This window comes from Pseudomonas sp. Wu6 (assembly GCF_019891515.1).
GTDB classification, from domain to species: domain Bacteria; phylum Pseudomonadota; class Gammaproteobacteria; order Pseudomonadales; family Pseudomonadaceae; genus Aquipseudomonas; species Aquipseudomonas orientalis_A.
In genome coordinates, this window is the sequence record NZ_JAFLXH010000001.1 from 142,029 (window position 1) to 164,774 (window position 22,746).

Annotated in this window: 20 protein-coding genes and 2 pseudogenes; 18 read left to right on the forward strand and 4 right to left on the reverse strand. The window is 62.8% G+C overall.

The window, feature by feature from the left end; all coding sequences use genetic code 11:
• Nucleotides 1-87: 87 nt before the first annotated feature.
• The 5 genes and pseudogenes from J1G34_RS27525 to selO all read left to right on the forward strand — a co-directional run.
• Nucleotides 88-843 (forward strand): annotated as a pseudogene (locus tag J1G34_RS27525) (MCP four helix bundle domain-containing protein); the annotation flags it as partial.
• Nucleotides 835-1,698, forward strand: coding sequence for a methyl-accepting chemotaxis protein (locus J1G34_RS27530; protein WP_370671698.1), 864 nt, complete (start codon nucleotides 835-837; stop codon nucleotides 1,696-1,698). The pseudogene J1G34_RS27525 and the gene J1G34_RS27530, both read left to right, overlap by 9 nt.
• A 267-nt stretch (nucleotides 1,699-1,965) precedes the next feature.
• On the forward strand, nucleotides 1,966-3,708 hold the full coding sequence (locus J1G34_RS00545; RefSeq protein WP_065886587.1) for a potassium/proton antiporter: 1,743 nt from the start codon (nucleotides 1,966-1,968) through the stop codon (nucleotides 3,706-3,708).
• 49 nt (nucleotides 3,709-3,757) lie between these two features.
• Nucleotides 3,758-7,135, forward strand: coding sequence for a mechanosensitive channel MscK (gene mscK, locus J1G34_RS00550; RefSeq protein WP_065897102.1), 3,378 nt, complete (start codon nucleotides 3,758-3,760; stop codon nucleotides 7,133-7,135).
• A 48-nt stretch (nucleotides 7,136-7,183) separates the two neighbouring features.
• Complete coding sequence (selO, locus tag J1G34_RS00555) at nucleotides 7,184-8,647, forward strand: protein adenylyltransferase SelO (RefSeq protein WP_222993026.1); 1,464 nt, start codon at nucleotides 7,184-7,186, stop codon at nucleotides 8,645-8,647.
• Nucleotides 8,648-8,651: 4 nt separating this feature from the next.
• Here the strand turns inward: selO and J1G34_RS00560 are convergent, their stop codons facing one another.
• Together J1G34_RS00560 and J1G34_RS00565 are read right to left on the reverse strand one after the other, a co-directional pair.
• Entirely contained in the window at nucleotides 8,652-9,053 is a 402-nt protein-coding gene (locus J1G34_RS00560; RefSeq protein WP_222993028.1) for a helix-turn-helix domain-containing protein, read from the reverse strand.
• Nucleotides 9,050-9,345: pseudogene (locus tag J1G34_RS00565) on the reverse strand (type II toxin-antitoxin system HigB family toxin). Before J1G34_RS00565 ends, J1G34_RS00560 begins: the two are co-directional and overlap by 4 nt.
• A 222-nt stretch (nucleotides 9,346-9,567) precedes the next feature.
• On the opposite strand from J1G34_RS00565, the gene trxC reads away from it, so the two are divergent.
• Nucleotides 9,568-10,002: a thioredoxin TrxC gene (gene trxC, locus J1G34_RS00570; protein ID WP_057724391.1), complete on the forward strand. Its 435-nt coding sequence runs from the start codon at nucleotides 9,568-9,570 to the stop codon at nucleotides 10,000-10,002.
• A 129-nt stretch (nucleotides 10,003-10,131) separates the two neighbouring features.
• On the opposite strand, the gene J1G34_RS00575 is transcribed toward trxC, so the two are convergent.
• Nucleotides 10,132-10,350, reverse strand: coding sequence for a DUF6124 family protein (locus J1G34_RS00575; RefSeq protein ID WP_065886606.1), 219 nt, complete (start codon nucleotides 10,348-10,350; stop codon nucleotides 10,132-10,134).
• A 483-nt stretch (nucleotides 10,351-10,833) separates the two neighbouring features.
• Entirely contained in the window at nucleotides 10,834-11,604 is a 771-nt protein-coding gene (locus J1G34_RS00580) for a ParA family protein (RefSeq protein ID WP_057724393.1), read from the reverse strand.
• 316 nt (nucleotides 11,605-11,920) lie between these two features.
• Between J1G34_RS00580 and J1G34_RS00585 the strand changes: the two genes are divergently transcribed.
• From J1G34_RS00585 to J1G34_RS00640, 12 genes are read left to right on the forward strand one after another with little or no spacing between them, the layout of a single operon-like run.
• Complete coding sequence (locus J1G34_RS00585) at nucleotides 11,921-12,640, forward strand: beta-ketoacyl synthase chain length factor (protein ID WP_222993030.1); 720 nt, start codon at nucleotides 11,921-11,923, stop codon at nucleotides 12,638-12,640.
• A complete protein-coding gene (locus J1G34_RS00590; protein ID WP_065886593.1) occupies nucleotides 12,616-13,428 on the forward strand; it encodes a lysophospholipid acyltransferase family protein in 813 nt (270 codons plus the stop codon). The genes J1G34_RS00585 and J1G34_RS00590 overlap by 25 nt, the downstream gene beginning before the upstream one ends.
• Nucleotides 13,406-13,675, forward strand: a complete 270-nt coding sequence (locus J1G34_RS00595) for a phosphopantetheine-binding protein (RefSeq protein ID WP_065886594.1) — start codon at nucleotides 13,406-13,408, stop codon at nucleotides 13,673-13,675. The genes J1G34_RS00590 and J1G34_RS00595 overlap by 23 nt, the downstream gene beginning before the upstream one ends.
• 9 nt (nucleotides 13,676-13,684) lie before the next feature.
• Nucleotides 13,685-13,939 carry an acyl carrier protein gene (locus J1G34_RS00600; RefSeq protein WP_003209389.1) on the forward strand — a complete coding sequence of 85 codons (255 nt, stop codon included), beginning with the start codon at nucleotides 13,685-13,687 and terminating at the stop codon, nucleotides 13,937-13,939.
• Nucleotides 13,936-14,481 (forward strand): COG4648 family protein, encoded by a 546-nt coding sequence (locus J1G34_RS00605; protein ID WP_065897112.1) that lies wholly within the window; start codon nucleotides 13,936-13,938, stop codon nucleotides 14,479-14,481. The genes J1G34_RS00600 and J1G34_RS00605 overlap by 4 nt, the downstream gene beginning before the upstream one ends.
• Entirely contained in the window at nucleotides 14,478-16,148 is a 1,671-nt protein-coding gene (locus tag J1G34_RS00610; RefSeq protein ID WP_065897115.1) for an acyl-CoA synthetase family protein, read from the forward strand. The genes J1G34_RS00605 and J1G34_RS00610 overlap by 4 nt, the downstream gene beginning before the upstream one ends.
• Entirely contained in the window at nucleotides 16,141-16,875 is a 735-nt protein-coding gene (locus tag J1G34_RS00615; protein WP_222993032.1) for a glycosyltransferase family 2 protein, read from the forward strand. The genes J1G34_RS00610 and J1G34_RS00615 overlap by 8 nt, the downstream gene beginning before the upstream one ends.
• Nucleotides 16,872-17,807: an LpxL/LpxP family acyltransferase gene (locus J1G34_RS00620; protein ID WP_065886598.1), complete on the forward strand. Its 936-nt coding sequence runs from the start codon at nucleotides 16,872-16,874 to the stop codon at nucleotides 17,805-17,807. Before J1G34_RS00615 ends, J1G34_RS00620 begins: the two co-directional genes overlap by 4 nt.
• The gene (locus J1G34_RS00625; protein ID WP_065935998.1) at nucleotides 17,791-19,332 is read left to right on the forward strand and encodes an HAL/PAL/TAL family ammonia-lyase; all 1,542 of its coding nucleotides are present in this window, start codon (nucleotides 17,791-17,793) and stop codon (nucleotides 19,330-19,332) included. The genes J1G34_RS00620 and J1G34_RS00625 overlap by 17 nt, the downstream gene beginning before the upstream one ends.
• Nucleotides 19,325-19,750 (forward strand): acyl-CoA thioesterase, encoded by a 426-nt coding sequence (locus J1G34_RS00630; RefSeq protein WP_065897121.1) that lies wholly within the window; start codon nucleotides 19,325-19,327, stop codon nucleotides 19,748-19,750. Before J1G34_RS00625 ends, J1G34_RS00630 begins: the two co-directional genes overlap by 8 nt.
• On the forward strand, nucleotides 19,747-20,430 hold the full coding sequence (locus J1G34_RS00635) for an outer membrane lipoprotein carrier protein LolA (protein ID WP_065892077.1): 684 nt from the start codon (nucleotides 19,747-19,749) through the stop codon (nucleotides 20,428-20,430). Before J1G34_RS00630 ends, J1G34_RS00635 begins: the two co-directional genes overlap by 4 nt.
• Nucleotides 20,402-22,732 carry an MMPL family transporter gene (locus J1G34_RS00640; RefSeq protein WP_222993034.1) on the forward strand — a complete coding sequence of 777 codons (2,331 nt, stop codon included), beginning with the start codon at nucleotides 20,402-20,404 and terminating at the stop codon, nucleotides 22,730-22,732. The genes J1G34_RS00635 and J1G34_RS00640 overlap by 29 nt, the downstream gene beginning before the upstream one ends.
• Nucleotides 22,733-22,746 lie beyond the last annotated feature (14 nt).

Here is a 22,746-nt window from a genome sequence, read left to right on the forward strand (position 1 = left end):
GTCGTAGGGCCGATACGCGATGCACACACCACCTCATGGCCGCACGGATCGCGCTCCCCCCAGGATTCCAGCATGTCTCTTCGTAATATGAATATCGCGCCGAGGGCCTTCCTCGGCTTCGCGTTTATTGGCGCCTTGATGTTGTTTCTCGGCGTGTTCGCGCTGAACCAGATGAGCAAGATCCGAGCGGCCACCGAAGACATCACCCTGGCCAGCGTACCCAGCATCCGCGCCCTCGACGAGTTCACCCAACTGACATTGCGCCTGCGTGTGTTGTCGTACCGCTTGCTCACCAACCGCGAGCCGGACGTGCAGCAAAAGACCCTGGAAGCCTTCGACCTGCGCAACCAGCAGATCCGCACCGCCCAAGGCGTATATGAAAAGCTGATCGAGACCAGCGAAGAACGTTCGACCTACAACGAATACGTGCGATTGCTGGCTCAGTACCATCAGATCGAAGAGCGTATGAAGAGCCTCTCGCAGGGCAACCAGGTCGAGGCATTGCGCGCCCTGCTCAACACCGAGCTGCTGACCAACTCCGAGCAGGTCAACGGGGTACTCAACCGCCTGCTGGAAATCAATAACGCCATGGCCCTGGACACCAACCAGCAGGCCGAAGACCAGTACAACCTGGCCTTCAACATGGTCGTGGGCCTGCTGGTGATCGCCACCGCGCTGACCCTGTTGTTCGCCTGGCTGCTGACCCGCAGCATCACCGTGCCGATCTCCCAGGCCCTGGAAGCGGCGGAAGAAGTGGCCGAAGGCAACCTCACGCGCCCGATCAAGGTCGACGGCAACGATGAAGCCGGGCGCTTGCTGGCCGCCATGGCCAAAATGCAGGACAAACTGCGCGACACCCTGCAACGCATCGCCGGCTCGGCCACGCAACTGGCGTCGGCCGCCGAAGAGCTCAACGCCGTCACCGACGAAAGCGCGCGCGGCCTGACCCAGCAGAACAACGAAATCGAACAGGCCGCCACCGCCGTCAACGAGATGACCAGCGCGGTCGAGGAAGTCGCACGCAATGCCGTGAGCACCTCTGAAGCCTCGCGCAACGCCACCACCTCCGCCGGCGACGGGCGTGACCTTGTGCAGGAAACCGTCAGCGCCATCGAACGCATGAGCGGCGACGTACAAGCCACCGCGACCTTGATCGGTGAGCTGGCCAATGAATCGCGCGATATCGGCAAGGTACTGGACGTGATCCGTGGCCTGGCCGACCAGACCAACCTGCTGGCCCTCAACGCGGCCATCGAAGCGGCGCGGGCCGGTGAGGCCGGGCGTGGTTTTGCGGTGGTGGCGGATGAGGTGCGCGCGTTGGCCCATCGTACCCAGCAGTCCACCAGCGAGATCGAACGCATGATCGGCAGCATCCAGGCCGGCACCGAGCACGCGGTGGATTCGATGCGCAACAGTACCGAGCGCGCCGAATCGACGCTGAACATCGCCAAGGGCGCGGGGCTGTCGCTGGACACCATCAACACCGCAATTGTCGAGATCAACGAGCGCAACCTGGTGATCGCCAGTGCGGCGGAGGAACAGGCGCAGGTCGCACGGGAAGTCGACCGCAACCTGGTGAATATCCGTGACCTGTCGGTGCAATCGGCGACCGGCGCCAGCCAGACCAGCGCGGCGAGCAACGAGCTGTCGCGCCTGGCGGTGGATTTGAATGGCATGGTCGGGCGCTTCCGTCTCTGACTGACGGCACTGGCTTAAAAATGTAGGAGCGAGCTTGCTCGCGAAAAACGGCAACGATAACGCGTGCTTCCTGACTGAACGCGGCGCCTGTGAGTTTTTCGCGAGCAAGCTCGCTCCTACAAAAAGCCCTGCCCCCCTCCCACATTTGGTTTTGCAAGAATCAGAAAAAGCTTTTTGACAGCGCAGCAATTCAACAGGTTAGAATCCCTGGCACGCAGACTGCATGGTCAGTTTGCGCCCTGTCTTCCCTGCTCTGGAGTACTGCCTTTGAATGCGACGACCATCAACAGCCTGTTCTTGATCGGCGCGTTGCTGGTGAGTGCGAGCATTCTGGTGAGTTCTCTTTCGTCACGCCTGGGCATCCCGATCCTGGTGATCATCCTGGCCGTGGGCATGATCGCCGGCGTCGATGGCGGCGGCATCATCTTCGATAACTACCCGACCGCCTACCTGGTGGGCAACCTCGCTCTGGCCGTGATCTTGCTCGACGGCGGTTTGCGCACGCGGGTGGCGAGTTTCCGTGTGGCACTCTGGCCGGCGTTGTCCCTGGCCACAGTGGGCGTGCTGATCACCACCGGCCTCACCGGCATGGCGGCGGCCTGGCTGTTCGACCTCAATATCATCCAGGGCTTGCTGATCGGCGCCATCGTCGGCTCCACGGACGCTGCGGCAGTGTTCTCGCTGCTGGGCGGCAAGGGCCTGAACGAACGGGTCAGCGCCAGCCTGGAAATCGAATCGGGCAGCAACGACCCCATGGCGGTGTTCCTCACCGTGACCCTGATCGACATGCTCGCCAGCGGCCAGACCGGCCTGCATTGGAGCCTGCTGACCCACCTGATCCGCGAATTCGGCATCGGCGGCCTGGTCGGCCTGGGCGGCGGCTGGCTGATGCTGCAAATGGTCAACCGCATCAACCTGGCCAACGGCCTGTACCCGATCCTGGTGATCGCCGGCGGCCTGTTCGTCTTCGCCCTGACCAACGCCTTGCACGGCAGCGGTTTTCTCGCCGTGTACCTGTGCGGCCTGGTGATCGGCAACCGTCCGGTGCGCAGCCGCCACGGCATCCTGCATATGCTCGACGGCATGGCCTGGCTGGCGCAGATCGGCATGTTCCTGGTGCTGGGCCTGCTGGTCACGCCCCATGACTTGCTGCCCATCGCCCTGCCCGCCCTGGGCCTGGCGCTGTGGATGATCCTGTTTGCGCGCCCGCTGTCGGTGATGGTCGGCCTGCTGCCGTTCAAGGCCTTCCACAGTCGCGAAAAAGCCTTTATCGCCTGGGTCGGGCTGCGCGGTGCGGTGCCGATCATTCTCGCGGTGTTCCCGCTGATGGCCGGCCTGCCCCATGCGCAGCTGTACTTCAACCTGGCGTTCTTTATCGTGCTGGTGTCGCTGCTGGTGCAAGGCACCAGCCTGCCGTGGGTGGCCAAGTTGCTCAAAGTCACCGTACCGCCGGACCCGGCGCCGATTTCCCGCGCCGCCCTGGAAGTGCACGTCACCAGTGAGTGGGAGCTGTTCGTCTACCGCCTGGGCGCGGAAAAATGGTGCATCGGCGCTGCCCTGCGCGAGCTGAAAATGCCCGAGGGCACGCGGATCGCCGCGCTGTTTCGTGGCCAGCAACTGCTCCATCCGTCGGGTAGTACAGTATTGGAAGTCGATGATTTGCTCTGCGTCATCGGCCATGAACACAACCTGCCGGCCCTGGGCAAACTGTTCAGCCAGGCACCGCAACGCGGCCTGGACCTGCGCTTCTTCGGCGACTTCGTCCTTGAAGGCGACGCCCAGCTGGGCGCGGTGTCGGCGCTGTACGGGCTCAAGCTGGAGGGTATCGACCCGGACATGCCGTTGAGCCGCTTCATCACCCAGAAAGTCGGCGGCGCGCCGGTGGTGGGCGACCAGGTGGAGTGGAACAACACCATCTGGACCGTCGCAGTCATGGACGGGAACAAGATTGGCAAAGTCGGCGTCAGATTCCCCGAAGGAAGTCGCCCGGGCCCCGGGCTCTTCCTCTAAACTGCGGGGCGACAACGCCCCGATTCTTTACCTTGCTCGACCGGTCTCTATGCCAATCCTGCGCACTTTTCTCGCTACTGCCCTGCTGGGCCTGACCCTTTGTGTCGGCACCGTCCACGCCGCCGACCCGCCCAGTGCCGACGCTATCCAGCAAACCCTGGACAAGCTGCCCGACCGCAAGCTGCCCGACGCCGACATGAAGGCATTGCAGGGCATCCTGCAACAGACCCTGACGTACCTGGCCAACAAGCAGGATTACGAGCAGCGCCTGGCCGACCTCAAACGCCAACTTGAGGACGCGCCGCGCCAGACGGTCGACAACCAGCGCGAGCTGACCCGGCTCAAGGCCACCAAAATCGTCCCGGTGGCCCAACGCTACGCCAGCCTGCCCGTGCCGCAGCTTGAGCAATTACTGGTGCAGCGCAGTACCCAGCAAGGCGACCTGCAAAAAGAGCTGGCCGACGCCAACAGCCTGACCATCGCCGCCCAGACCCGGCCCGAGCGCGCCCAGACCGAAATCAGTAGCAGCCAGACGCGCATCCAGCAAATCAATGCGACCCTCAAGACCGGCAAGGACAACGGCAAAGCCCTCAACGCCGACCAGCGCAACCAGCTCAACGCCGAACTCGCCGCCCTGAATGCGCTGATTCCCCTGCGCCGCCAGGAACTGGCCGGCAACAGCCAATTGCAAGACCTGGGCAACAGCCAGCACGACCTGATCCAGGAAAAAACCACACGCCTGGAGCAGGAAATCCAGGACCTGCAAACCCTGATCAACCAGAAACGCCTGGCCCAGTCCCAGCAGACGGTGACCCAACAGTCCATCGAAGCGCAGAAAGCCGGCGGCAGCAGCCTGCTGGCCACGGAAAGCGCGGCCAACCTGAAGCTCTCCGACTACCTGCTCAAAAGCACCGACCGCCTCAACGACCTGACCCAGAAAAACCTGCAGACCAAGCAGCAACTGGACACCGTGACCCAAAGCGATTCGGCGCTGGACGAACAGATCAACGTACTCAAGGGCAGCCTGCTGCTGTCCAAGATCCTCTACAAACAGAAACAGGCGCTGCCGCGCTTGACCGTCGACCGCGACCTGGCCGACGACATCGCCAACATTCGCCTGTACCAGTTCGAGGTCAACCAGCAGCGCGAGCTGATCAGCTCTCCCAGCGCCTATGTGGATAACCTGCTGGCCAACCAGCCGCCGGACGACGTCACCCCGCAATTGCGCCGCACCCTGCTGGAACTGGCGATCACCCGCAGCGACCTGCTGGAGCGCCTGAGCCGTGAATTGAGCGCGCTGCTCAACGAATCCATCACCCTGCAACTGAACCAGAAACAACTGCTCAGCACCGCCACCACCCTGCGCGCCACGCTCGATGAGCAGATGTTCTGGATCCCCAGCAACAAGCCGCTGGACACCGAGTGGCTGGAAACCGTACCGGCGCACCTGACCAAGCAAGTCACCACCCTGCCCTGGGCCTCCAGCGTCAGCGAGCTGTATGACGGCCTGACCCAGCGTCCGCTGCTGTTCCTGCCGCTGCTGCTGTTGATCGGCGCGCTGCTGTGGCGACGCAAGGCGCTGTATCAGCGCCTGAACAAGGTTCACCTGGACATCGGTCACTTCAAGCGCGACAGCCAGTGGCACACGCCGCAGGCGATCCTGATCAATATCCTGCTGGCGATGCCGGTATCCCTGGGCCTGGCGCTGTGCGGCTATGCCTTGCAGATCGATGCCCGTGGGCAGAACGCCAACCTGGGCTCGGCCCTGCTGCAGATCGCCCAGGCGTGGCTGGTGTTCTACACCGCCTACCGCATCCTCGCGCCCGGCGGCGTGGCCGAGCTGCACTTTCGCTGGGAAAAGCCCCAGGTCGAATTCCTCCAGGGCTGGGTGCGCAAGCTCGGGCTGGTGGTACTGGCCCTGGTGGCCGTGGTGGCCATCGCCGAGCACCAACCGGCGGCACTCGCCGAAGACGTGCTGGGCATCGCCGTGGTCCTCACCTGCTACGCCCTGATGGCGTGGTTGCTCAGTCGCCTGCTGCTCAACAGCCCCACCCACGAAAAAGCCTCGCTGTTTCGCAAATCCGTGGGCCTGTTGTTCACCGCCCTGCCAATTGCGCTGTTTATTGCGGTGTGCTTCGGCTACTACTACACCGCGCTCAAGCTCAGCGACCGCTTGATCAACACCTTGTACCTGCTGATGTTCTGGCTGGTGATCGAAGCCACCTTCGTACGCTGGCTGAGCGTGGCCGCCCGACGCCTGGCCTATGCGCGCGCCCTGGCCAAACGCCAGGCCGCCAAGGAAGCCGGTGAAGGCGAAGCGGTGGTTGAAGAGCCGACCCTGGACATCGAAAAGGTCAACGAACAATCCTTGCGCCTGATCCGCCTCGCTCTGCTCGGCGGCTTTATCGCAGCCCTGTACTGGGTGTGGTCGGACCTCATCTCGGTATTTTCCTACCTGGATAACGTCACGCTGTACGAATACACCAGCGGCACCGGTGCAAATATCAGCATGGTGCCCATCAGCATCGGCGACTTGCTCGGCGCGTTGATCATCATCGGTATCACCTTCGCCCTGGCGCGCAACCTGCCCGGTTTACTCGAAGTGCTGGTGCTGTCCAAGCTGGAACTGGCGCAAGGCAGCGCCTATGCCACTACGACATTGCTGTCCTATGTGATCGCCGGCGTCGGTTTCGTCTCCACCTTGTCCACCCTGGGCGTGAGCTGGGACAAGTTGCAATGGCTGGTGGCGGCGTTGTCGGTCGGCCTGGGCTTCGGCATGCAGGAAATCTTCGCCAACTTCATCTCCGGCATCATGATTCTGTTCGAGCGCCCGGTGCGCATCGGCGACACCATCACCATCGGCAACCTGTCGGGCACGGTGAGCAAGATCCGCATCCGCGCCACCACCATCACCGACTTCGACCGCAAGGACATCATTGTCCCGAACAAGACCTTCATTACCGGGCAACTGATCAACTGGTCGCTGACCGACACCATCACGCGAGTGACCCTGAAACTGGGCGTGGACTACGGCTCCGACCTGGATCTGGTGAAGGAGCTGTTACTCAAGGCCGCCAGGGAAAACCCACGGGTACTGAAGGAACCGGAACCCCATGTGTATTTCCTCAACTTCGGCGAAAGCACCCTGGACCACGAGCTGCGCATGCACGTGCGCGACCTGGGCGACCGCAACCCGGTGCTGGACGAGGTCAACCGCTATATCAACCGTGAGTTCAAGAAGCAGCACATCAACATCTCGTTCCGACAGATGGAGGTGTACTTGAAGAACATGCACGGCCAGGAATACAAACTGGTGCCGGTGGAAGACGAACGCAAGACCCTCGTCGCGCCCGAGCAGGATACGCCCGAGCCGCCCGCCGCAAAGGTCGAGGATGCGCCTGAACCCCCGCCGAGCAAACTCGACTAACGAACTGAGCCCCAGCGAAATGCTGGGGCATCCTGCTGGAGATGCCCGGTGAAAGCCCTCGACGAACTGACCTTCGACAACCGCTTCGCACGCCTGGGCGATGCGTTCTCAACCCACGTACTGCCCGAGCCTCTGGACGAGCCGCGCCTGGTGGTGGCGAGCGACGCCGCCATGGCCCTGCTCGACCTCGACCCGGCCGTGGCCGAAACGCCCGTGTTTGCCGAACTGTTCGGCGGCCATAAGCTGTGGGCCGAAGCGCAGCCGCGGGCGATGGTCTATTCCGGTCACCAGTTCGGCGGCTACACCCCGCAACTGGGCGATGGCCGAGGGTTGCTGCTGGGCGAGGTGTATAACCAGGCCGGCGAACATTGGGACCTGCACCTCAAGGGCGCCGGCATGACGCCCTACTCACGCATGGGCGACGGGCGCGCGGTATTGCGCTCCTCGATCCGCGAATTCCTCGCCTCCGAAGCGCTTCATGCATTGGGCATTCCCACCAGCCGCGCCTTGTGCGTGATCGGCTCCAGCACGCCGGTGTGGCGTGAGAAGCAGGAGCGCGGGGCCATGGTGTTGCGCCTGGCCCCCAGCCATATCCGCTTCGGGCACTTCGAATATTTCTACTACACCCAGAAGCCCGAGCAGTTGGCCGAGCTGGCTGAACACGTATTGAACCTGCATTACCCCGAGTGCCGCGAACAGCCTGAGCCGTATCTGGCGATGTTCCGCGAAATCGTTGAGCGCAACGCCGAGATGATCGCCAAATGGCAGGCGTATGGTTTCTGCCACGGCGTGATGAACACCGACAACATGTCGATCCTGGGCATCACCTTCGACTTCGGGCCGTTCGCGTTTCTGGATGACTTCGACGCGCACTTCATCTGCAACCATTCCGATCATGAAGGGCGTTACTCCTTCAGTAATCAGGTGCCGATCGGGCAGTGGAACCTCAGCGCGCTGGCCCAGGCGCTCACGCCGTTTATCAGCGTTGACGCCTTGAAGGAAGCACTTGGCCTGTACCTGCCGATTTACCAGGCGCACTACCTGGACCTGATGCGTCGCCGGTTGGGGCTGACCACTGCCGAAGAGGATGATCAGAAGCTGGTGGAGCGCTTGCTCAAACTGATGCAGAACAGCGGCGTGGACTACACCCTGTTCTTCCGGCGTTTGGGCGATGAATCAGCGGCGTTGGCCGTGGCGCGTTTGCGTGACGACTTTGTCGACCTGGCCGGCTTCGATGCCTGGGCCGAGCAGTACAAGGCCCGTGTCGCAAGGGACGGGGACGACAGCGAGGCACAGCGCCGCGAACGCATGCATGCCGTGAACCCGCTGTACATCCTGCGCAACTACCTCGCCCAAAACGCTATCGCCGCCGCCGAGTCCGGGGACTACAGCGAAGTGCGGCGGCTGCATGAAGTGCTGAACAAACCGTTTGAGGAACAAGCGGGGATGGAGCAGTACGCGCAGCGGCCGCCGGATTGGGGCAAGCATTTGGAGATCAGTTGTTCGTCTTGACCGCTTAGATAAAGGTCTCCACGGACACCCCGAAACGCTCGGCCAGCCAACGAATCTGACGCACGTTGAGCTGGCGTTTTCCGCTCAATATTTCAGAGACGACTGATTGTGCCCCAACCCCCGGAAGGTCGCTCTGGGTGAGATTGTGCTCGCGCATCATGTAGCGCAGCACATCGACCCCGCTGGCGTCGGGCATTGGGCGGTGTTCACGGTCATACGCTTCGATCCAGTCACTGAGAATGTCGACCAGGCTCATCAGCGGGCTGTCCTCGTCTTCACCCACGAGGCTCAACAACTCATCCAGACCGCATACCAGTGCGTCGTAGTCCGCCTCGTTTTCCGGCTTGCGCAGCACCGGCGAAACGAACTGCCAGTGTTCTGCCGCTACTTGCATAAGCGCGCTCATCTGTTTTTTTCCTTCCATTTGTCCTTCTCATAGTCGCGGTGGTCCAGCAGGTGCTCGATGTAAACGCGCTGCATTCGATACTGCACCGACGCGATCAACCTCAGCTTGTTACCGCCAATATCAAACACATGAAATTCACCTACCTTGTCCGTGGCGGGAAACATGGCTTTCATTGCAGCGAAGTCCTTGGGGGCGTGCGCTTGATCACGCGATACCACTGGTCCAAAGCTGTTGCCGAGCGCGGCCATGTTTCCTTTGCTTCCCAGATCCTCTTTTCACTGATGACTCGCATGCAACGTCCCTATCGCATCTTGCTATGGAGGTTAAACCTGATTTCCGACTATCGCAATTTGCTATAGCCGTAAACAGACCAATGGCGCACAACAGCAATCCTAGACAGACGATTCATTCGGCGCGGGAGAAACTGTGAGCGAATGAGTCTCTGCATCCAGCCTTGATAAATCTCAGCCCCGGCACCAGATACAACCTATTGGCCAGTCCCCAGGAGCCTCCGATGTCTGAACCTCTCGTAATCCCCTGCCCTCATTGCAACGGTCTCAACCGCATCCCCGGCGCACGCCTGGGTGATGCGCCCAAATGCGGCCGTTGCAAGCAGCCAGTGCTGTTGAACAAGCCGTTTGAATTGAAACAGGGCGACTACGCCAGCCAGATCAAGGGCGACCTGCCGTTGCTGGTGGACGTGTGGGCTGACTGGTGCGGGCCGTGCAAGTCGTTTGCGCCGGTATTCGAGCAGGCCGCCGGGCAGCTTGAAGGCAAATGCCGGTTGGCCAAGCTGGACAGTGAGGCTAACCAGCAGTTGTCGGCGCAGTTGGGGATCCGGTCGATTCCGAGTTTGATTCTGTTCAAGAATGGCCGGGAAGTGGCGCGCCAGAGTGGGGCCTTTCCGTTGCCACAGTTGATGAGTTGGTTGCGTAGTCAGGGCGTGTAACCCGGTCAGGAAAGCACCACAGGACAGTGTGGGAGGGGGCTTGCTCCCGATAGCGGTGTATCAGTGACACATAAGTGCCTGACACTCTGCTATCGGGAGCAAGCCCCCTCCCACATTTTTAACCGCGTTTTAACTTGAGGATAGCGGGGCTTGGCGGTCCATCATCTGGCTGACCAGCATGACGCCAAGCTCGCTCAGTTGATGGATAGCCAGGGCCACATCGCGGTGTTCACCGGTAAGGTCGTTGGATAGATTGAGCAATAAGGTGCGGACCGAAGAGAAGGTTTCGTAGCTGTTGATCACCAGCGCTTCGGTGGGAAGGTTGGGTGTAACGGTGAATAAATTCATATTTTCGTTCTCTGCCAGGGCCATCGCCTGCTTGCTACTAAACAAGGGGCGGCAGCTGTACGCAGGTTAGTAGACCGGTAGAACGAAAGCAAAACCCGGCGCACCCGAAGGTGCCCTGCGCACAGCCACCATCGACAGGCAAGAAACGCCGTGGCGGGGAGCGGTGCACGTGCTTTCGTCTGAGTGGGCTACTAAACCCGATCACTGAACATTCAGCGACCGGCAAACCTTAGAGACCCCCATCCAGACGCACAAGCCGGCGGATTCTGGCGTAGCTGTAGGCAAGGTTACAAGGCCAATCCCATGCTGCCAGACCGCTCCTACAGCCTTCGTAGGATAAGTCCCAGAAACCCAACTGGAATGCAATCCAAATGTGGGAGGGGGCTTGCCCCCGATAGCGGTGGGTCAGCTACAGATAAGCTGGCTGACATACCGCATCGGGAGCAAGCCCCCTCCCACATTGAATCCATGCAGCGCTTGAGATCAGGCGTTTTCCAGCAAGTTATGCAATTCCACAAACTGTTGGGTCAGCTTGTGCCGTGGGTCCAGGTGAATCAGCGGCTTGTTCTCTTGGTGCGACTCACGCATGCGCACCGAGCTGGCGAGGTACACCGGCAGCACCGGCAGCCCTTCGGCAATCATTTCGTCGAGTATCTGCTGCGGCAGGCTCGCCCGGGCCTGGAACTGGTTGACCACGATACCTTCCACTTCCAGGCCTTCGTTATGGTCTTCCTTCAATTCTTCGATTTCAGCCAACAGGCCATACAGGGCCTGGCGCGAGAAGCTGTCGCAATCGAAGGGGATCAGCACGCGATCAGCGGCTATCAGCGCCGAAACCGCATAAAAATTCAACGCCGGGGGCGTGTCCAGGTAGATACGGTCGTAGTCCTCGCTCAACTCATCCAGCAGCTTTCGCAGCTTATTGATCTTGTGCTTGGCCTCGAGCTTGGGCTGCAGGTCTGCCAGTTCCGGGGTGGCGGTGATGACATGCAGGTTATCGAAGGGCGTTTCGTAGATATCTACCTTGTTCTTCTTGGAAAACGGCCCGGAAGACAGGGTTTGCTTGAAAAAATCGGCGATCCCCATGGGAATGTCATCACCGGTCAGCCCGGTGAGGTACTGGGTGGAGTTGCCCTGTGCATCGAGGTCTACCAACAGGGTTCGATAACCTTCGCTGGCGCTGACCGCCGCCAGGTTGCAGGCGATGCTGGACTTGCCCACGCCGCCTTTCTGATTGAACACCACGCGCCGCATGGAAAAGCCTCCGTGTATCAATGAATAACCCGAGTGTAGAGCGCAAAAGCGCCGGTTAGCTACCTCGTTCATCCATCCGCTGTGCCTGGCTCACAAATGAATGGGAACGTTCCGATATTCCGGTTCGACCTTCTGTCGCACACAGCGCGTAAATTTCAACGACTTATTTGTAATCAATAGCGAACAAATTTTAACCAGTATTTGCTAGAACCCCACGGCACCGGGATAATGCGCGCCATTCGGCCATTGCCCTCTGTCCCGGAATCCGGGGCCATTGGCCGCACATGGAAGCCCGCAGGGGCGGGATAACTTCTCAGTGATCAACTTCAACATCGCCCAATTGCGCGCCTGGGCTCCAAGCCTTGAGAGTGCGGACGACTGGCACGCCTGGTGCCGGGACCCGGTGTTGCTGCCTGTCAGCGACGCGTCCCCCGATGTGTCATTTTTGCCAGCTATGCAGCGCCGCCGCCTGAGCCGTCTGGCGCGCATGGCGTTCAGCGTCGGCTGGCCACTGGCCGAAGGCCTTGAAGACCTGCCGCTGGTGTTCATTTCCCGCCACGGCGAAACCCCGCGCACCCTCGACATCCTCAGCGACCTGGCCAACGAGCAGCCGCTGTCGCCGACCCAGTTCAGCCTGTCGGTGCATAACGCGGTGATTGGCCTGTGGTCGATCTTGCGCAATGAAACCAGCGAGATGACCGCCCTTGCCGCCGCCGGTGATGGCCTCGAACACGGCGTGCTCGAAGCCGCCGCATTGCTCAACGAAGGCGCCCCGGCCGTATTGCTGATAATTACCGAAGAACAACCGCCCGAGGCGTACGCCAGCTGGATTGCTGACGTGCCCTTCCCCTATGCCCTGGGCCTTTTGCTGACGCCGGGCGACGAGTGGCAACTGGAACTAAACAGCAGCGCTGTCCAACTCACTCACACCCAGTGGCCCCACGCCCTGAACCTGCTGCGCACCCTGCTGACCGAACAGGGCGCCTGCCAACATGCCTGGAAGAACCGAGTATGGAACTGGCGACCCAAGTCCTGAACGACAAACCACGGCAGGCCTATTACTGGCGCCTGTTCGCCACGGCCGCCAGCTTCTTTGTGTTCGGCGTCGGCGGGCTGTGCCTGCGCTTGCTGGTGTTCCCGCTGCTCAGTTGCCTGCCGGGCGACGCCGGGCAGCATCAACGACGCGCGCGCCACACCATCAGTTGCCTGTTCTGGTTCTTCATTCGCCTGATGAAATGGCTGGGCATCCTCACGTACAGCGTCGAGGGCGCGGAAAAACTCGGTCGCCCGGGCCAGATGATCGTCGCCAACCACCCGTCGCTGATCGATGTCGTGTTCCTGATCGGCCTGATGCGCCAGACCAATTGCGTGGTCAAGCAGAGCCTGTTCCAGAACCCGTTCACCCGCGGCCCGGTGCGCGACGCCGGCTACATCAGCAACGATGGCAGCGCCGACATGCTCGATGCCGCTGCCGATGCCCTGCGCGCGGGGCAAACCCTGATCATCTTTCCCGAGGGCACCCGCACCACGCCCGGCGCGCCACCGGCCTTTCATCGCGGCGGCGCGGCCATTGCACTGCGCGGTGCGACGATCATCACCCCGGTGGTGATCAAGGTCAGCCCCACCACCCTGACCAAGGCCGAGCCCTGGTATCGCATTCCCAAGTGCCGATTTCACTTCAGTTTGCGTGTGGGTGCCGATATAGAACCACACGCGTTTGCCGCACTGGGCCCCGCGCCCCAGGCGTCACGCAAGCTCAACGATTACCTGCATCACTATTTCATTAAGGAGCTCGCCGAAGATGAGCGACCAACACCGCCTTGAGCACGACATAAAGACGCTGATCATCGAGGCCCTGGGCCTGGAAGACATCAGCGCCGACGACATCGGCAGCGACCAGACCCTGTTCGGCGAGGGCCTGGGACTGGATTCGGTCGACGCCCTTGAACTGGGCCTGGCGATTCAGAAAACGTACGGCATCAAGATCGACGCCGACGCCAAGGACACGCGCAATCACTTCACCAACGTGGCCAGCCTTGCGGCATTCGTCACGGCCAGACAGGCAGCTTGAGACCGGACCATGCAAACTCGTGACGATATTTTCAACACCCTGCGCGATGCCTTGGTGGAACTGTTTGAACTGGAACCTGAGCGCGTCACCCTGGACGCCAACCTGTACCAGGACCTGGAAATCGACAGCATCGATGCCGTGGACCTGATCGACCATATCAAGCGCCAGACCGGCAAGAAGATCGCCGCCGAGGAATTCAAGGCGGTGCGCACCGTCAATGACGTGGTTGAGGCGGTGTACCGTCTGGTCCAGCCCGCCGCATGAGCCGGCTGATCGGCCTTGGCCTGTTGCTGGCGGGGCTGCTGTACCCCTTCGCGGTGTATTACGGCACCGAGCATTTTGCGCCCTGGCAATTTGGCCTGTTGTTGGGCAGCCTGTGGTTGCTGCGCGCGTTCACCGCTGCACGACGCCCCGGCAGTCGCTGGATGGCGCTGGTGGTGATTGTGTTTTGCCTGGCGCTGGCCTGGTTCGATAACCCGCAATGGCTGCGCTGGTACCCCAGCCTGGTCAGTGGGTTCATGCTGGCACTGTTCGGCCTGAGCCTGAAATACGGGCCGCCGATGGTCGAGCGCCTGGCGCGCATGACTGAGCCGGACCTGCCGGCGAACGCGGTGCTGTATACGCGCCAGGTCACCGTGGTGTGGAGTGTGTTTTTTCTGTGTAATGGCCTGCTCGCTGCCGCCCTCACCTTGTGGGCGCCGCTGAGCTGGTGGACGTTGTACAACGGCTTTATCGCCTACGCGCTGATGGGGCTGTTGTTTGCCGTGGAATGGCTGGTACGACAAAGGGTTCGAGGCCGCGTATGAAAGGTTTGAAACTTGAGCACCTGCTGCTCGAGCCACAGGAACAGCGTCGGGTCACCACTGAGCCGGCGCTCAATCATGCTCAACTGATGGAGCAGTCGCTGCGCCTGGCGGCAGGCTTGCAAGCGCGTGGCATCCAGCGCCTGGCGGTGCACCTGGAAGACGCCGGCGTGCTGGCGATTGCGTTGCTCGGCGCCTGGCGTGCCGGGGTCGGCGTGTTGCTGCCCGCCGACCTGCAGCCGCAAACCCGTCAACGCTGGGATGCCGTCGTCGATGCCTGGCTGACAGAAGCGGCGGACGTTGAAGCGTTGTACCAGGCGCCTCTGAGCCCTGCCGCCCTCGACCTCGATCGCTGCCAACTGAGCCTGTGCACCTCCGGCTCCAGCGGTGAACCCAAGCGCATCGACAAGTCCCTGCGCCAGCTGGCCAATGAGGTGCAGGCGCTGGAGGCACTGTGGGGCGCCGACCTGCAAGACGCCTGCATCATCGGCAGCGTCGCCACCCAACACATCTACGGGTTGCTGTTCCGCGTGCTGTGGCCACTGTGCGCCGGTCGCACGTTTTTGCGCAGGCAACTGGCATTCCCCGAGGACATGCAGCGCGCCAGTCGCGAGCATTCGCCATTCGCCTGGGTGGCCAGCCCGGCGCTGCTCAAGCGCATGGGCGATAACCTCGACTGGCCGGCGCTGAGCCAGGTCTCACGGGTGTTTTCCTCGGGCGGGGCCTTGCCTGTCGAAGCCGCCGGCAGCCTCTATGATCGCTTGCAGCAGTGGCCGACGGAAATCCTCGGCAGTTCGGAAACCGGCGGCATCGCCTGGCGCCAGGGCGCACAACCCTGGCAGCCGTTTGCCGACGTGCACCTGAGCCAGGCGGCCGACGGTGCCCTGCGCATCGCCTCGCCCTACCTGCCCGCCGGGCATATCGAACAGACCGCCGACGCCGCGCGCATCCATGCCGATGGCCGCTTCGAACTGCTCGGCCGCCTGGACCGCATCGTCAAGCTGGAAGAAAAACGCATCGCCCTGCCGATGCTCGAACAGGCATTGATGACCCATCCGTGGGTCGCTGAAACCCGCCTGGGCGTGGTGCAGGAAAACCGCGCGTCACTCGGTGCCCTGGTGGTACTGAGCGCCAAGGGCCTGCATGTTCTGCGCAACCAGGGCCGGCGCACGGTGACCCAAACCCTGCGCCAGCACCTGAGCCAGCATTGCGAAGCCCTGGCCTTGCCCCGCCGCTGGCGTTTGTTGCGCCAACTGCCGCTCAACAGCCAGGGCAAGCTGCCCCAGGCCGATATCGAGGCGCTGTTGCTGGCCCCCCGCCCCAAGGCGCCGGACGTACTGGAGCAGGTCGAAATCGACGGCGAATGGACATTGCAACTGAGCGTGCCGCCCGACCTGGCCTATTTCAGCGGGCATTTTCCAGTCACGCCTGTGCTGCCGGGCGTGGTGCAAGTGGAATGGGCCTTCAACCTGGGCCAGCAACTGCTCGACTTGCCGAGTACGTTTGCCGGTATGGAAGTGCTCAAGTTCCAGCAACTGGTGCGCCCCGGCGATCACATTCAATTGCACCTGCGCTTTGACCAAGAGCGCGGCAAGTTGTACTTCGCCTATCGCAATGGGGAGGCTGCATGCTCAAGTGGCCGGATCGTGCTGGAGGCCGCACATGCATAACCCCTGCGCACTGATCCCGGTCTACAACCATGAAACCGCCGTGCCCGCCGTGGTGCGCAGCCTTCTGAACAGTGGCCTGCCCTGCCTGTTGGTGGACGACGGCAGCAGCCCGGCCTGTGCGGCGGTGCTTATGCAACTGGCGACGCTGGATAACGTCACCCTGCTGACCCTGCCCCGCAATCAGGGCAAGGGCGCCGCCGTCATGGCGGGCTTTCGCGAAGCCGCGCGCCTGGGCCACAGCCACGCCCTGCAAGTGGACGCCGACGGCCAGCATGACCTGCGCGAAGTCGAGACCTTTATCGATACATCCCGCAGGCACCCCGACGCGATCATCTGCGGCTATCCCGAATACGACGAAAGCGTGCCCAAGGGCCGCCTCTACGCGCGCTACCTGACCCACGTGTGGGTGTGGATCAACACCTTGTCATTGCAGATTCGCGACTCGATGTGCGGCTTTCGCGTGTACCCGCTGGCACCCACGCTGGCGCTGATGGACTCGGCCTACATCGGCACGCGCATGGATTTCGACTCGGACATCCTCGTGCGCCTGGCCTGGCGCAACCAGCCGATGCGCTGGCTGCCGACCCAGGTGCATTACCCCTCCGACGGCCTGTCGCACTTTCGCCTGTTGCACGACAACGTGCGCATCAGCGCCATGCATACGCGGTTGTTCTTCGGCATGCTGGTGCGCGCGCCCGCCATCCTGTGGCGCCGGTGGCAGGCATGAGCGAGCGCAGCAAACACTGGGCCGACCGCGAGGAGCGCGGCAGCTTCCGGCTGATGAAACTCACGGCGTTCGCGGCAAAAGTCCTTGGCCGGCGCCTGTTGAGCCCGTTGCTCTACAGCATCGTGTTCTACTTCTTCGTGTTCGGCCGCACCGCGCGCCAGAGCGCCTGGCAATACCAGCAGCGCCTGGCGCAGTGGAGCGGGCGTGCCGAGCTGCAGCCGAGCCATGCCAAGGTCTTCGGCCAGTTCATGGCCTTCGCCGACTCCCTGCTCGACAAGCTCGACGTGTGGAACGGCAAGCTGCGCCTGGAGCAAATCGAAATCAACGACCCGGCGCAATTGCGCGGCCAGTTGCGTGGCGAGCGCGGGCAGATGCTGGTGGGCGCGCACCTGGGCAACCTGGAAGTGTGCCGCGCGCTGGCGGAGATCGGCGAACAGGTCACCATGAACGTGCTGGTGCACACCAAGCATGCCGAGCGTTTCAATCGTCTGCTGGGCGAAGCGGGCGCGACCCATTTGCGCCTGATCCAGGTCAGCGAACTGGACCCGGCCACCATGCTGCTGCTCAGCCAGCGCCTGGACGACGGCGAGTGGCTGGCGATTGCCGGCGACCGCATTCCGCTGCACGGCGGGCGCACGGTGCGCGTGGATTTCCTCGGGCATGATGCCGCATTCCCCCAGGGCCCGTGGCTGCTGGCCGGCCTGCTCAAGTGCCCGGTCAACCTGCTGATGTGCCTCAAGCACCAGGGCCGCTATCGCCTGACCATCGAGCCCTTCGCGCCATTGATCGAATGGAAGCGCAGCACCCGTGAGCAGGTCATCGCCCTGTGGGCCGCTCGCTACGCCGCACGCCTGGGCCAGTTCTGCCTGCAAGCGCCGCAACAATGGTTCAACTTTTACCCTTTCTGGAAGACCGATGACCACGTCTCTTGAGCCGATCACCTTTGGCGAACGCCCCCTGCGCATCGAAGACGTCCTGGCCCTGGCCAACCGTCAGGTGCCCACTCGCTTGCAGGACGATGCCGCGTATCGCCGGCGCATCGCCAAGGGCGCGCAGTTTCTTGATTCGCTGCTGGACAAGGAAGGCGTGATCTACGGCGTGACCACCGGCTACGGCGACTCCTGCGTGGTGGCGGTGCCGCTCGAGCACGTCGAGGCGCTGCCGCGTCATCTGTACACCTTCCACGGTTGCGGCCTGGGCAAGTTGCTCGATGCCCAAGCCACCCGCGCTGTGCTGGCGGCGCGCTTGCAGTCGCTGTGCCATGGCGTGTCCGGGGTACGCGTGGAACTGCTCGAGCGCCTGCACGGATTCCTCGAACACGACGTGCTGCCGCTGATCCCTGAGGAAGGCTCGGTGGGCGCCAGCGGCGACCTGACCCCGCTGTCGTATGTGGCAGCCACCTTGTCCGGCGAACGTGAAGTGTTGTTTGGTGGCGAGCGCCGCCTGGCCGCCGATGTACACCGCGAACTGGGCTGGGAACCGCTGGTGCTGCGCCCCAAGGAAGCCCTGGCGTTGATGAACGGCACAGCGGTAATGACCGGCATTGCCTGCCTGGCCTTCGCCCGCGCCGACTACCTGCTGCAGCTGGCCACGCGCATCACCGCGCTGAATGTGGTGGCGCTGCAAGGCAACCCGGAACACTTCGACGAACGCCTGTTCGCCGCCAAGCCCCATCCCGGGCAAATGCAAGTCGCCGCCTGGCTGCGCCAGGACCTGGCCATCGATGCACCGACGGCCCCGCTGCACCGCCTGCAGGATCGCTACTCCCTGCGCTGCGCGCCCCATGTACTCGGCGTGCTGGCCGACAGTCTGAACTGGCTGCGCGCGTTTATCGAAATCGAACTGAACAGCGCCAACGATAACCCGATCATCGACGCCGAAGAGGAACGCGTGCTGCACGGCGGGCACTTCTACGGCGGGCACATTGCCTTTGCCATGGACAGCCTCAAGACCCTGGTGGCCAATGTCGCCGACCTGCTCGACCGCCAGATGGCGCTGCTGGTGGACGTGCGTTACAACCACGGCCTGCCGAGCAACCTGTCGGGCGCGCCGGCCGAGCGCGCAATGATCAACCATGGCTTCAAGGCCGTACAGATCGGCACCAGCGCCTGGACCGCCGAAGCGCTGAAGAACACCATGCCGGCCAGCGTGTTCTCGCGCTCGACCGAGTGCCATAACCAGGACAAGGTCAGCATGGGCACCATCGCCGCCCGCGATGCGATCCGCGTGCTCGAGCTGACCGAACAGGTCGCCGCCGCCACCTTGCTCGCCGCCAACCAGGGCGTGTGGCTGCGCGCCCAGGCTGAAGACGCACGAGCGCTGCCACCAGCACTGGCTGCCATGCACGAAGAACTGGCCCGGGACTTCCCGCCGGTCATCGAAGACCGCGCCCTGGAAGGCGAACTGCGCCTGTGCCTGCAACGCATCGCCGAGCAACACTGGAGGCTGCATGCGTAGCCCCGGCGTGTTGCACTGCGACACTCAAATCCTCGTGCCGTTTTTCGACATCGACACCATGCACGTCGTATGGCACGGGCATTACGTGAAATACCTGGAAGTGGCGCGCTGCGCGTTGCTGGACAAGATCGGCCATAACTACACCGCGATGCTCGACGCCGGCTATGCCTGGCCGGTGATCGACATGCAGCTGCGCTACGTGCGCGGCGCCACCTTCGGCCAAACGATCAACGTGCGCGCCAGCCTGGTGGAGTGGGAGAACCGCTTGAAGATCAATTACCTGATTACCGATCTGGCCAGCGGCGAACGCTTGACCCGCGCCAGCACCGTGCAAGTGGCAGTGGAAATCGCCAGCCGCGAAATGCAGCTTGCATCGCCAACAATATTCACCAACGCCGTCGAAAGGGCCCTGAAATGAGATCCCCTGCAGGAGCGAGCTTGCTCGCGAAGATCGCCAACGATAACGCGGGGCGCCTGACACCCCGTGGCGCCCTCAGGTTTTTCGCGAGCAAGCTCGCTCCTGCAGTGGCCGCCGCATTGTTGAGCTTCAGCGCCCACGCCTTCGACCTGCAACAACTGAGCGATCAACTGGCCAAACCCAGCGTGATCCACGGCAACTTTACCCAGGAAAAACACCTGCGCGCCCTGCCCCAGCCGCTGGTCAGCAAAGGCACCTTCGTGCTCGCCAAGGACCACGGCCTGTTGTGGCTGCTCAAAACCCCGCTGCAACAGGACTATCGCATCACCAGTCAGGGCATCGCCCGGCGTGACGCCAACGGCTGGCAACTGCTGCCGAACAAGAGCGCCGGCACCGAGCAGAATCGCCTGTTCCTCGCCGTGCTCCAGGGCGACAGCAGCGGCTTGCAGCGTGACTTCGACCTGCAGCTGCAAGGCCAGGCGCAAGACTGGAAGCTCACGCTGATTCCGCGCTCACTGCTGCTCAAGCAAGTATTCACCCAAATCAATATCGATGGCGGTGCGCTAGTGAAGACCATCGAGCTGTTGGAAACCCAGGGCGACAGCACCGTACTGCGCATGCAGGACAGCAGCGCCGACCAACCGTTGAGCGATGCGGAGCAACACGACTTTGCCCAGTGAGCGCCTGCTGCCGCGCCTGTTCCTGATCCTGCTGGTGGCCGTGCTGGCACTGGCCGGCTGGCAGTGGCGTCACGGTGCGCCTTTGTCGGCCAACCTTATGGAGCTGGTGCCCGGCAGTACGCCGGACGCCCTGGAGATGCAAGCCGAGCAGCGCATGCAGGAACCGCTGAACCGCGAAATGCTGGTGCTGGTGGGGCATGCCGACCGCCAGCAAGCGCTGGCCATGGCGCAGCAACTGGCCGAGCGCTGGCAGGCCAGCGGCCTGTTTGAAAAGGTGCAGTGGAACCTGCAGGCCGACTTGCCGGCGCTGCGCGAACAACTGCTGCGCGACCGACTGGCGATGCTGTCGGCCAAGGACCGCGAGCAACTGATCGAGCACCCCGACGCGTTTATCCAACAACGCGTGCAAACGCTGTTCGACCCCATTGCCGGCTTCAGCCTGGTGCCCAGCCAGGACGACTGGCTGGGCCTGACCGGGCGCATCCAGAACAGCCAGCCGCAACACGGCGCGGTACAGCTGGATATCGGCAGCGGCGCGTTGATCGCCGATGCCGACGGCAAAAGCTGGGTACTCCTGCGGGCGCGCACCACCGGCAATGCATTCGACATGAAACTGCCGCTGCACGTGGCGGATTTGCTCCAGGCCAGTCGCGCCCAGGCCGGCGAGCAAGGCGTGCAACTGCTCGCCGCCAGTGGCCTGCTCTATGCGGCCAACGGGCAGCAGCAAGCCACGCGGGAGATGACCTGGGTCGGCGGCGGCGCAACCCTGGGCATCCTGATATTGCTGCTGCTGGCATTCCGGCGCTGGCGGGTGCTGCTGGCCTTCGTGCCGGTGGTGGTCGGCATGCTGTTTGGCGCAGTGGCCTGTGTGGCGCTGTTCGGCCATATGCATGTGATGACCCTGGTGTTGGGCTCCAGCCTGATCGGCGTGGCGGTGGATTACCCGCTGCACTATTTGTCCAAAAGCTGGAGCCTGCAGCCGTGGCGCAGTTGGCCGGCACTGCGCCTGACTCTGCCGGGCTTGAGCCTGAGCCTGGCCACCAGTTGCATCGGCTACCTGGCGCTGGCCTGGACGCCGTTCCCGGCGCTGACGCAAATCGCGGTGTTCTCGGCAGCCGGTCTGGTCGGCGCGTACCTGTGCGCCGTGTGCCTGCTGCCGGCACTGCTCAACGGCGTCGAACTGCGCCCGGCGCGCTGGCCGCTGCGCATCGCCGAACGCTTGTGGCAGTGGCGGGCGGGATTGATCAAGCGCGTGCCCGGCGCCGTGCTGCTGGTGTGGGTGCTGTTGTTCTGCGCCGGTGGCCTGTGGCAATTGAACAGTAAAAACGATATCCGCCAGTGGATCGGCGCGCCGCCGCAATTGCTGCAGGAAGCCCAGGCCGTGGCGCGCATTACCGGGTTCCAGCCCACCAGTCAGTTCTTCCTGGTGCGCGCCGACACTCAGCAGCAGTTGCTGGAGCGCCAGGCCGCCCTGGGCCAGCGTCTGGATCAACTGGTGAATATGGACAAGCTCCAGGGTTACCTGGCGCTGACTCAACTGGTCAACCTGCCCGCCGAACAGCAGCAACTGCGCGATGCGCTCAATAAGCTTGAGCAGCATTGGCAACCGTTGCTGGACATCGGCATTCCCGTCGATGCGCTGCAAGCTGAAGTCGCGCAGTTGCAGGCGCTGCCCACCGAAGACATCGACGCCGCGCTCAAAGGCCCCCTGGCCGAGCCCTGGCGCACGCTGTGGCTGGGCAAGGTAGACGGCGGCGTGGCGGCGATGGTCAGCCTGCAAGGCCTGAACAACCCGGCGTTGCTGCGGGTGCAGGCGGTGGATTTGCCCGGTGTGCAATTGGTCGATCGCCTGGGGGATTTGAACCGTGTGTTTGCCGACACTCAAATCAGCGCTGCCGAATTGAAATTGCTGTCCTGTGGGCTGATCGTGCTGCTGTTGATGCTGCCCTTCGGCTTCACCGGCGCCTTGCGCGTCGTCGCGCTGCCGTTGCTGGCGGCGCTGTGCAGCCTGGCCAGCCTCGGTTGGCTGGGCCAGCCGCTGACCCTGTTCAGCCTGTTCGGCCTGCTGCTGGTCACGGCCATCAGCGTCGACTACGCGATCCTGATGCGCGAGCAGATCGGCGGGGCCGCCGTCAGCCTGCTGGGAACCTTACTGGCGGCGCTGACCACTTGGTTATCGTTCGGCCTGCTGGCCGTCTCCAGTACCCCGGCGGTGAGCAATTTCGGCCTGTCGGTCAGCCTCGGCCTGGCATTCAGCTTTATGCTGGCGCCCTGGGCCGGGCAACAAAAGCACGCCTTATGAATGTGAATATCGCC

What these genes read in the sequence shown, in the direction of transcription:
- J1G34_RS00605 (WP_065897112.1), top strand. Translation starts at nt 13,936, where the DNA reads ATGAGCCGGCTGATCGGCCTTGGCCTGTTGCTGGCGGGGCTGCTGTAC.
- J1G34_RS00635 (WP_065892077.1), top strand. Translation starts at nt 19,747, where the DNA reads ATGAGATCCCCTGCAGGAGCGAGCTTGCTCGCGAAGATCGCCAACGAT.
- mscK (WP_065897102.1), top strand. Translation starts at nt 3,758, where the DNA reads ATGCCAATCCTGCGCACTTTTCTCGCTACTGCCCTGCTGGGCCTGACC.
- J1G34_RS00640 (WP_222993034.1), top strand. Translation starts at nt 20,402, where the DNA reads ATGCGGAGCAACACGACTTTGCCCAGTGAGCGCCTGCTGCCGCGCCTG.
- J1G34_RS00575 (WP_065886606.1), bottom strand. Translation starts at nt 10,350, where the DNA reads ATGAATTTATTCACCGTTACACCCAACCTTCCCACCGAAGCGCTGGTG.
- J1G34_RS00590 (WP_065886593.1), top strand. Translation starts at nt 12,616, where the DNA reads ATGGAACTGGCGACCCAAGTCCTGAACGACAAACCACGGCAGGCCTAT.
- J1G34_RS00620 (WP_065886598.1), top strand. Translation starts at nt 16,872, where the DNA reads ATGAGCGAGCGCAGCAAACACTGGGCCGACCGCGAGGAGCGCGGCAGC.
- J1G34_RS27530 (WP_370671698.1), top strand. Translation starts at nt 835, where the DNA reads ATGCAGGACAAACTGCGCGACACCCTGCAACGCATCGCCGGCTCGGCC.
- J1G34_RS00610 (WP_065897115.1), top strand. Translation starts at nt 14,478, where the DNA reads ATGAAAGGTTTGAAACTTGAGCACCTGCTGCTCGAGCCACAGGAACAG.
- J1G34_RS00630 (WP_065897121.1), top strand. Translation starts at nt 19,325, where the DNA reads ATGCGTAGCCCCGGCGTGTTGCACTGCGACACTCAAATCCTCGTGCCG.
- J1G34_RS00580 (WP_057724393.1), bottom strand. Translation starts at nt 11,604, where the DNA reads ATGCGGCGCGTGGTGTTCAATCAGAAAGGCGGCGTGGGCAAGTCCAGC.
- J1G34_RS00615 (WP_222993032.1), top strand. Translation starts at nt 16,141, where the DNA reads ATGCATAACCCCTGCGCACTGATCCCGGTCTACAACCATGAAACCGCC.
- trxC (WP_057724391.1), top strand. Translation starts at nt 9,568, where the DNA reads ATGTCTGAACCTCTCGTAATCCCCTGCCCTCATTGCAACGGTCTCAAC.
- J1G34_RS00600 (WP_003209389.1), top strand. Translation starts at nt 13,685, where the DNA reads ATGCAAACTCGTGACGATATTTTCAACACCCTGCGCGATGCCTTGGTG.
- J1G34_RS00625 (WP_065935998.1), top strand. Translation starts at nt 17,791, where the DNA reads ATGACCACGTCTCTTGAGCCGATCACCTTTGGCGAACGCCCCCTGCGC.
- J1G34_RS00595 (WP_065886594.1), top strand. Translation starts at nt 13,406, where the DNA reads ATGAGCGACCAACACCGCCTTGAGCACGACATAAAGACGCTGATCATC.
- J1G34_RS00560 (WP_222993028.1), bottom strand. Translation starts at nt 9,053, where the DNA reads ATGAGCGCGCTTATGCAAGTAGCGGCAGAACACTGGCAGTTCGTTTCG.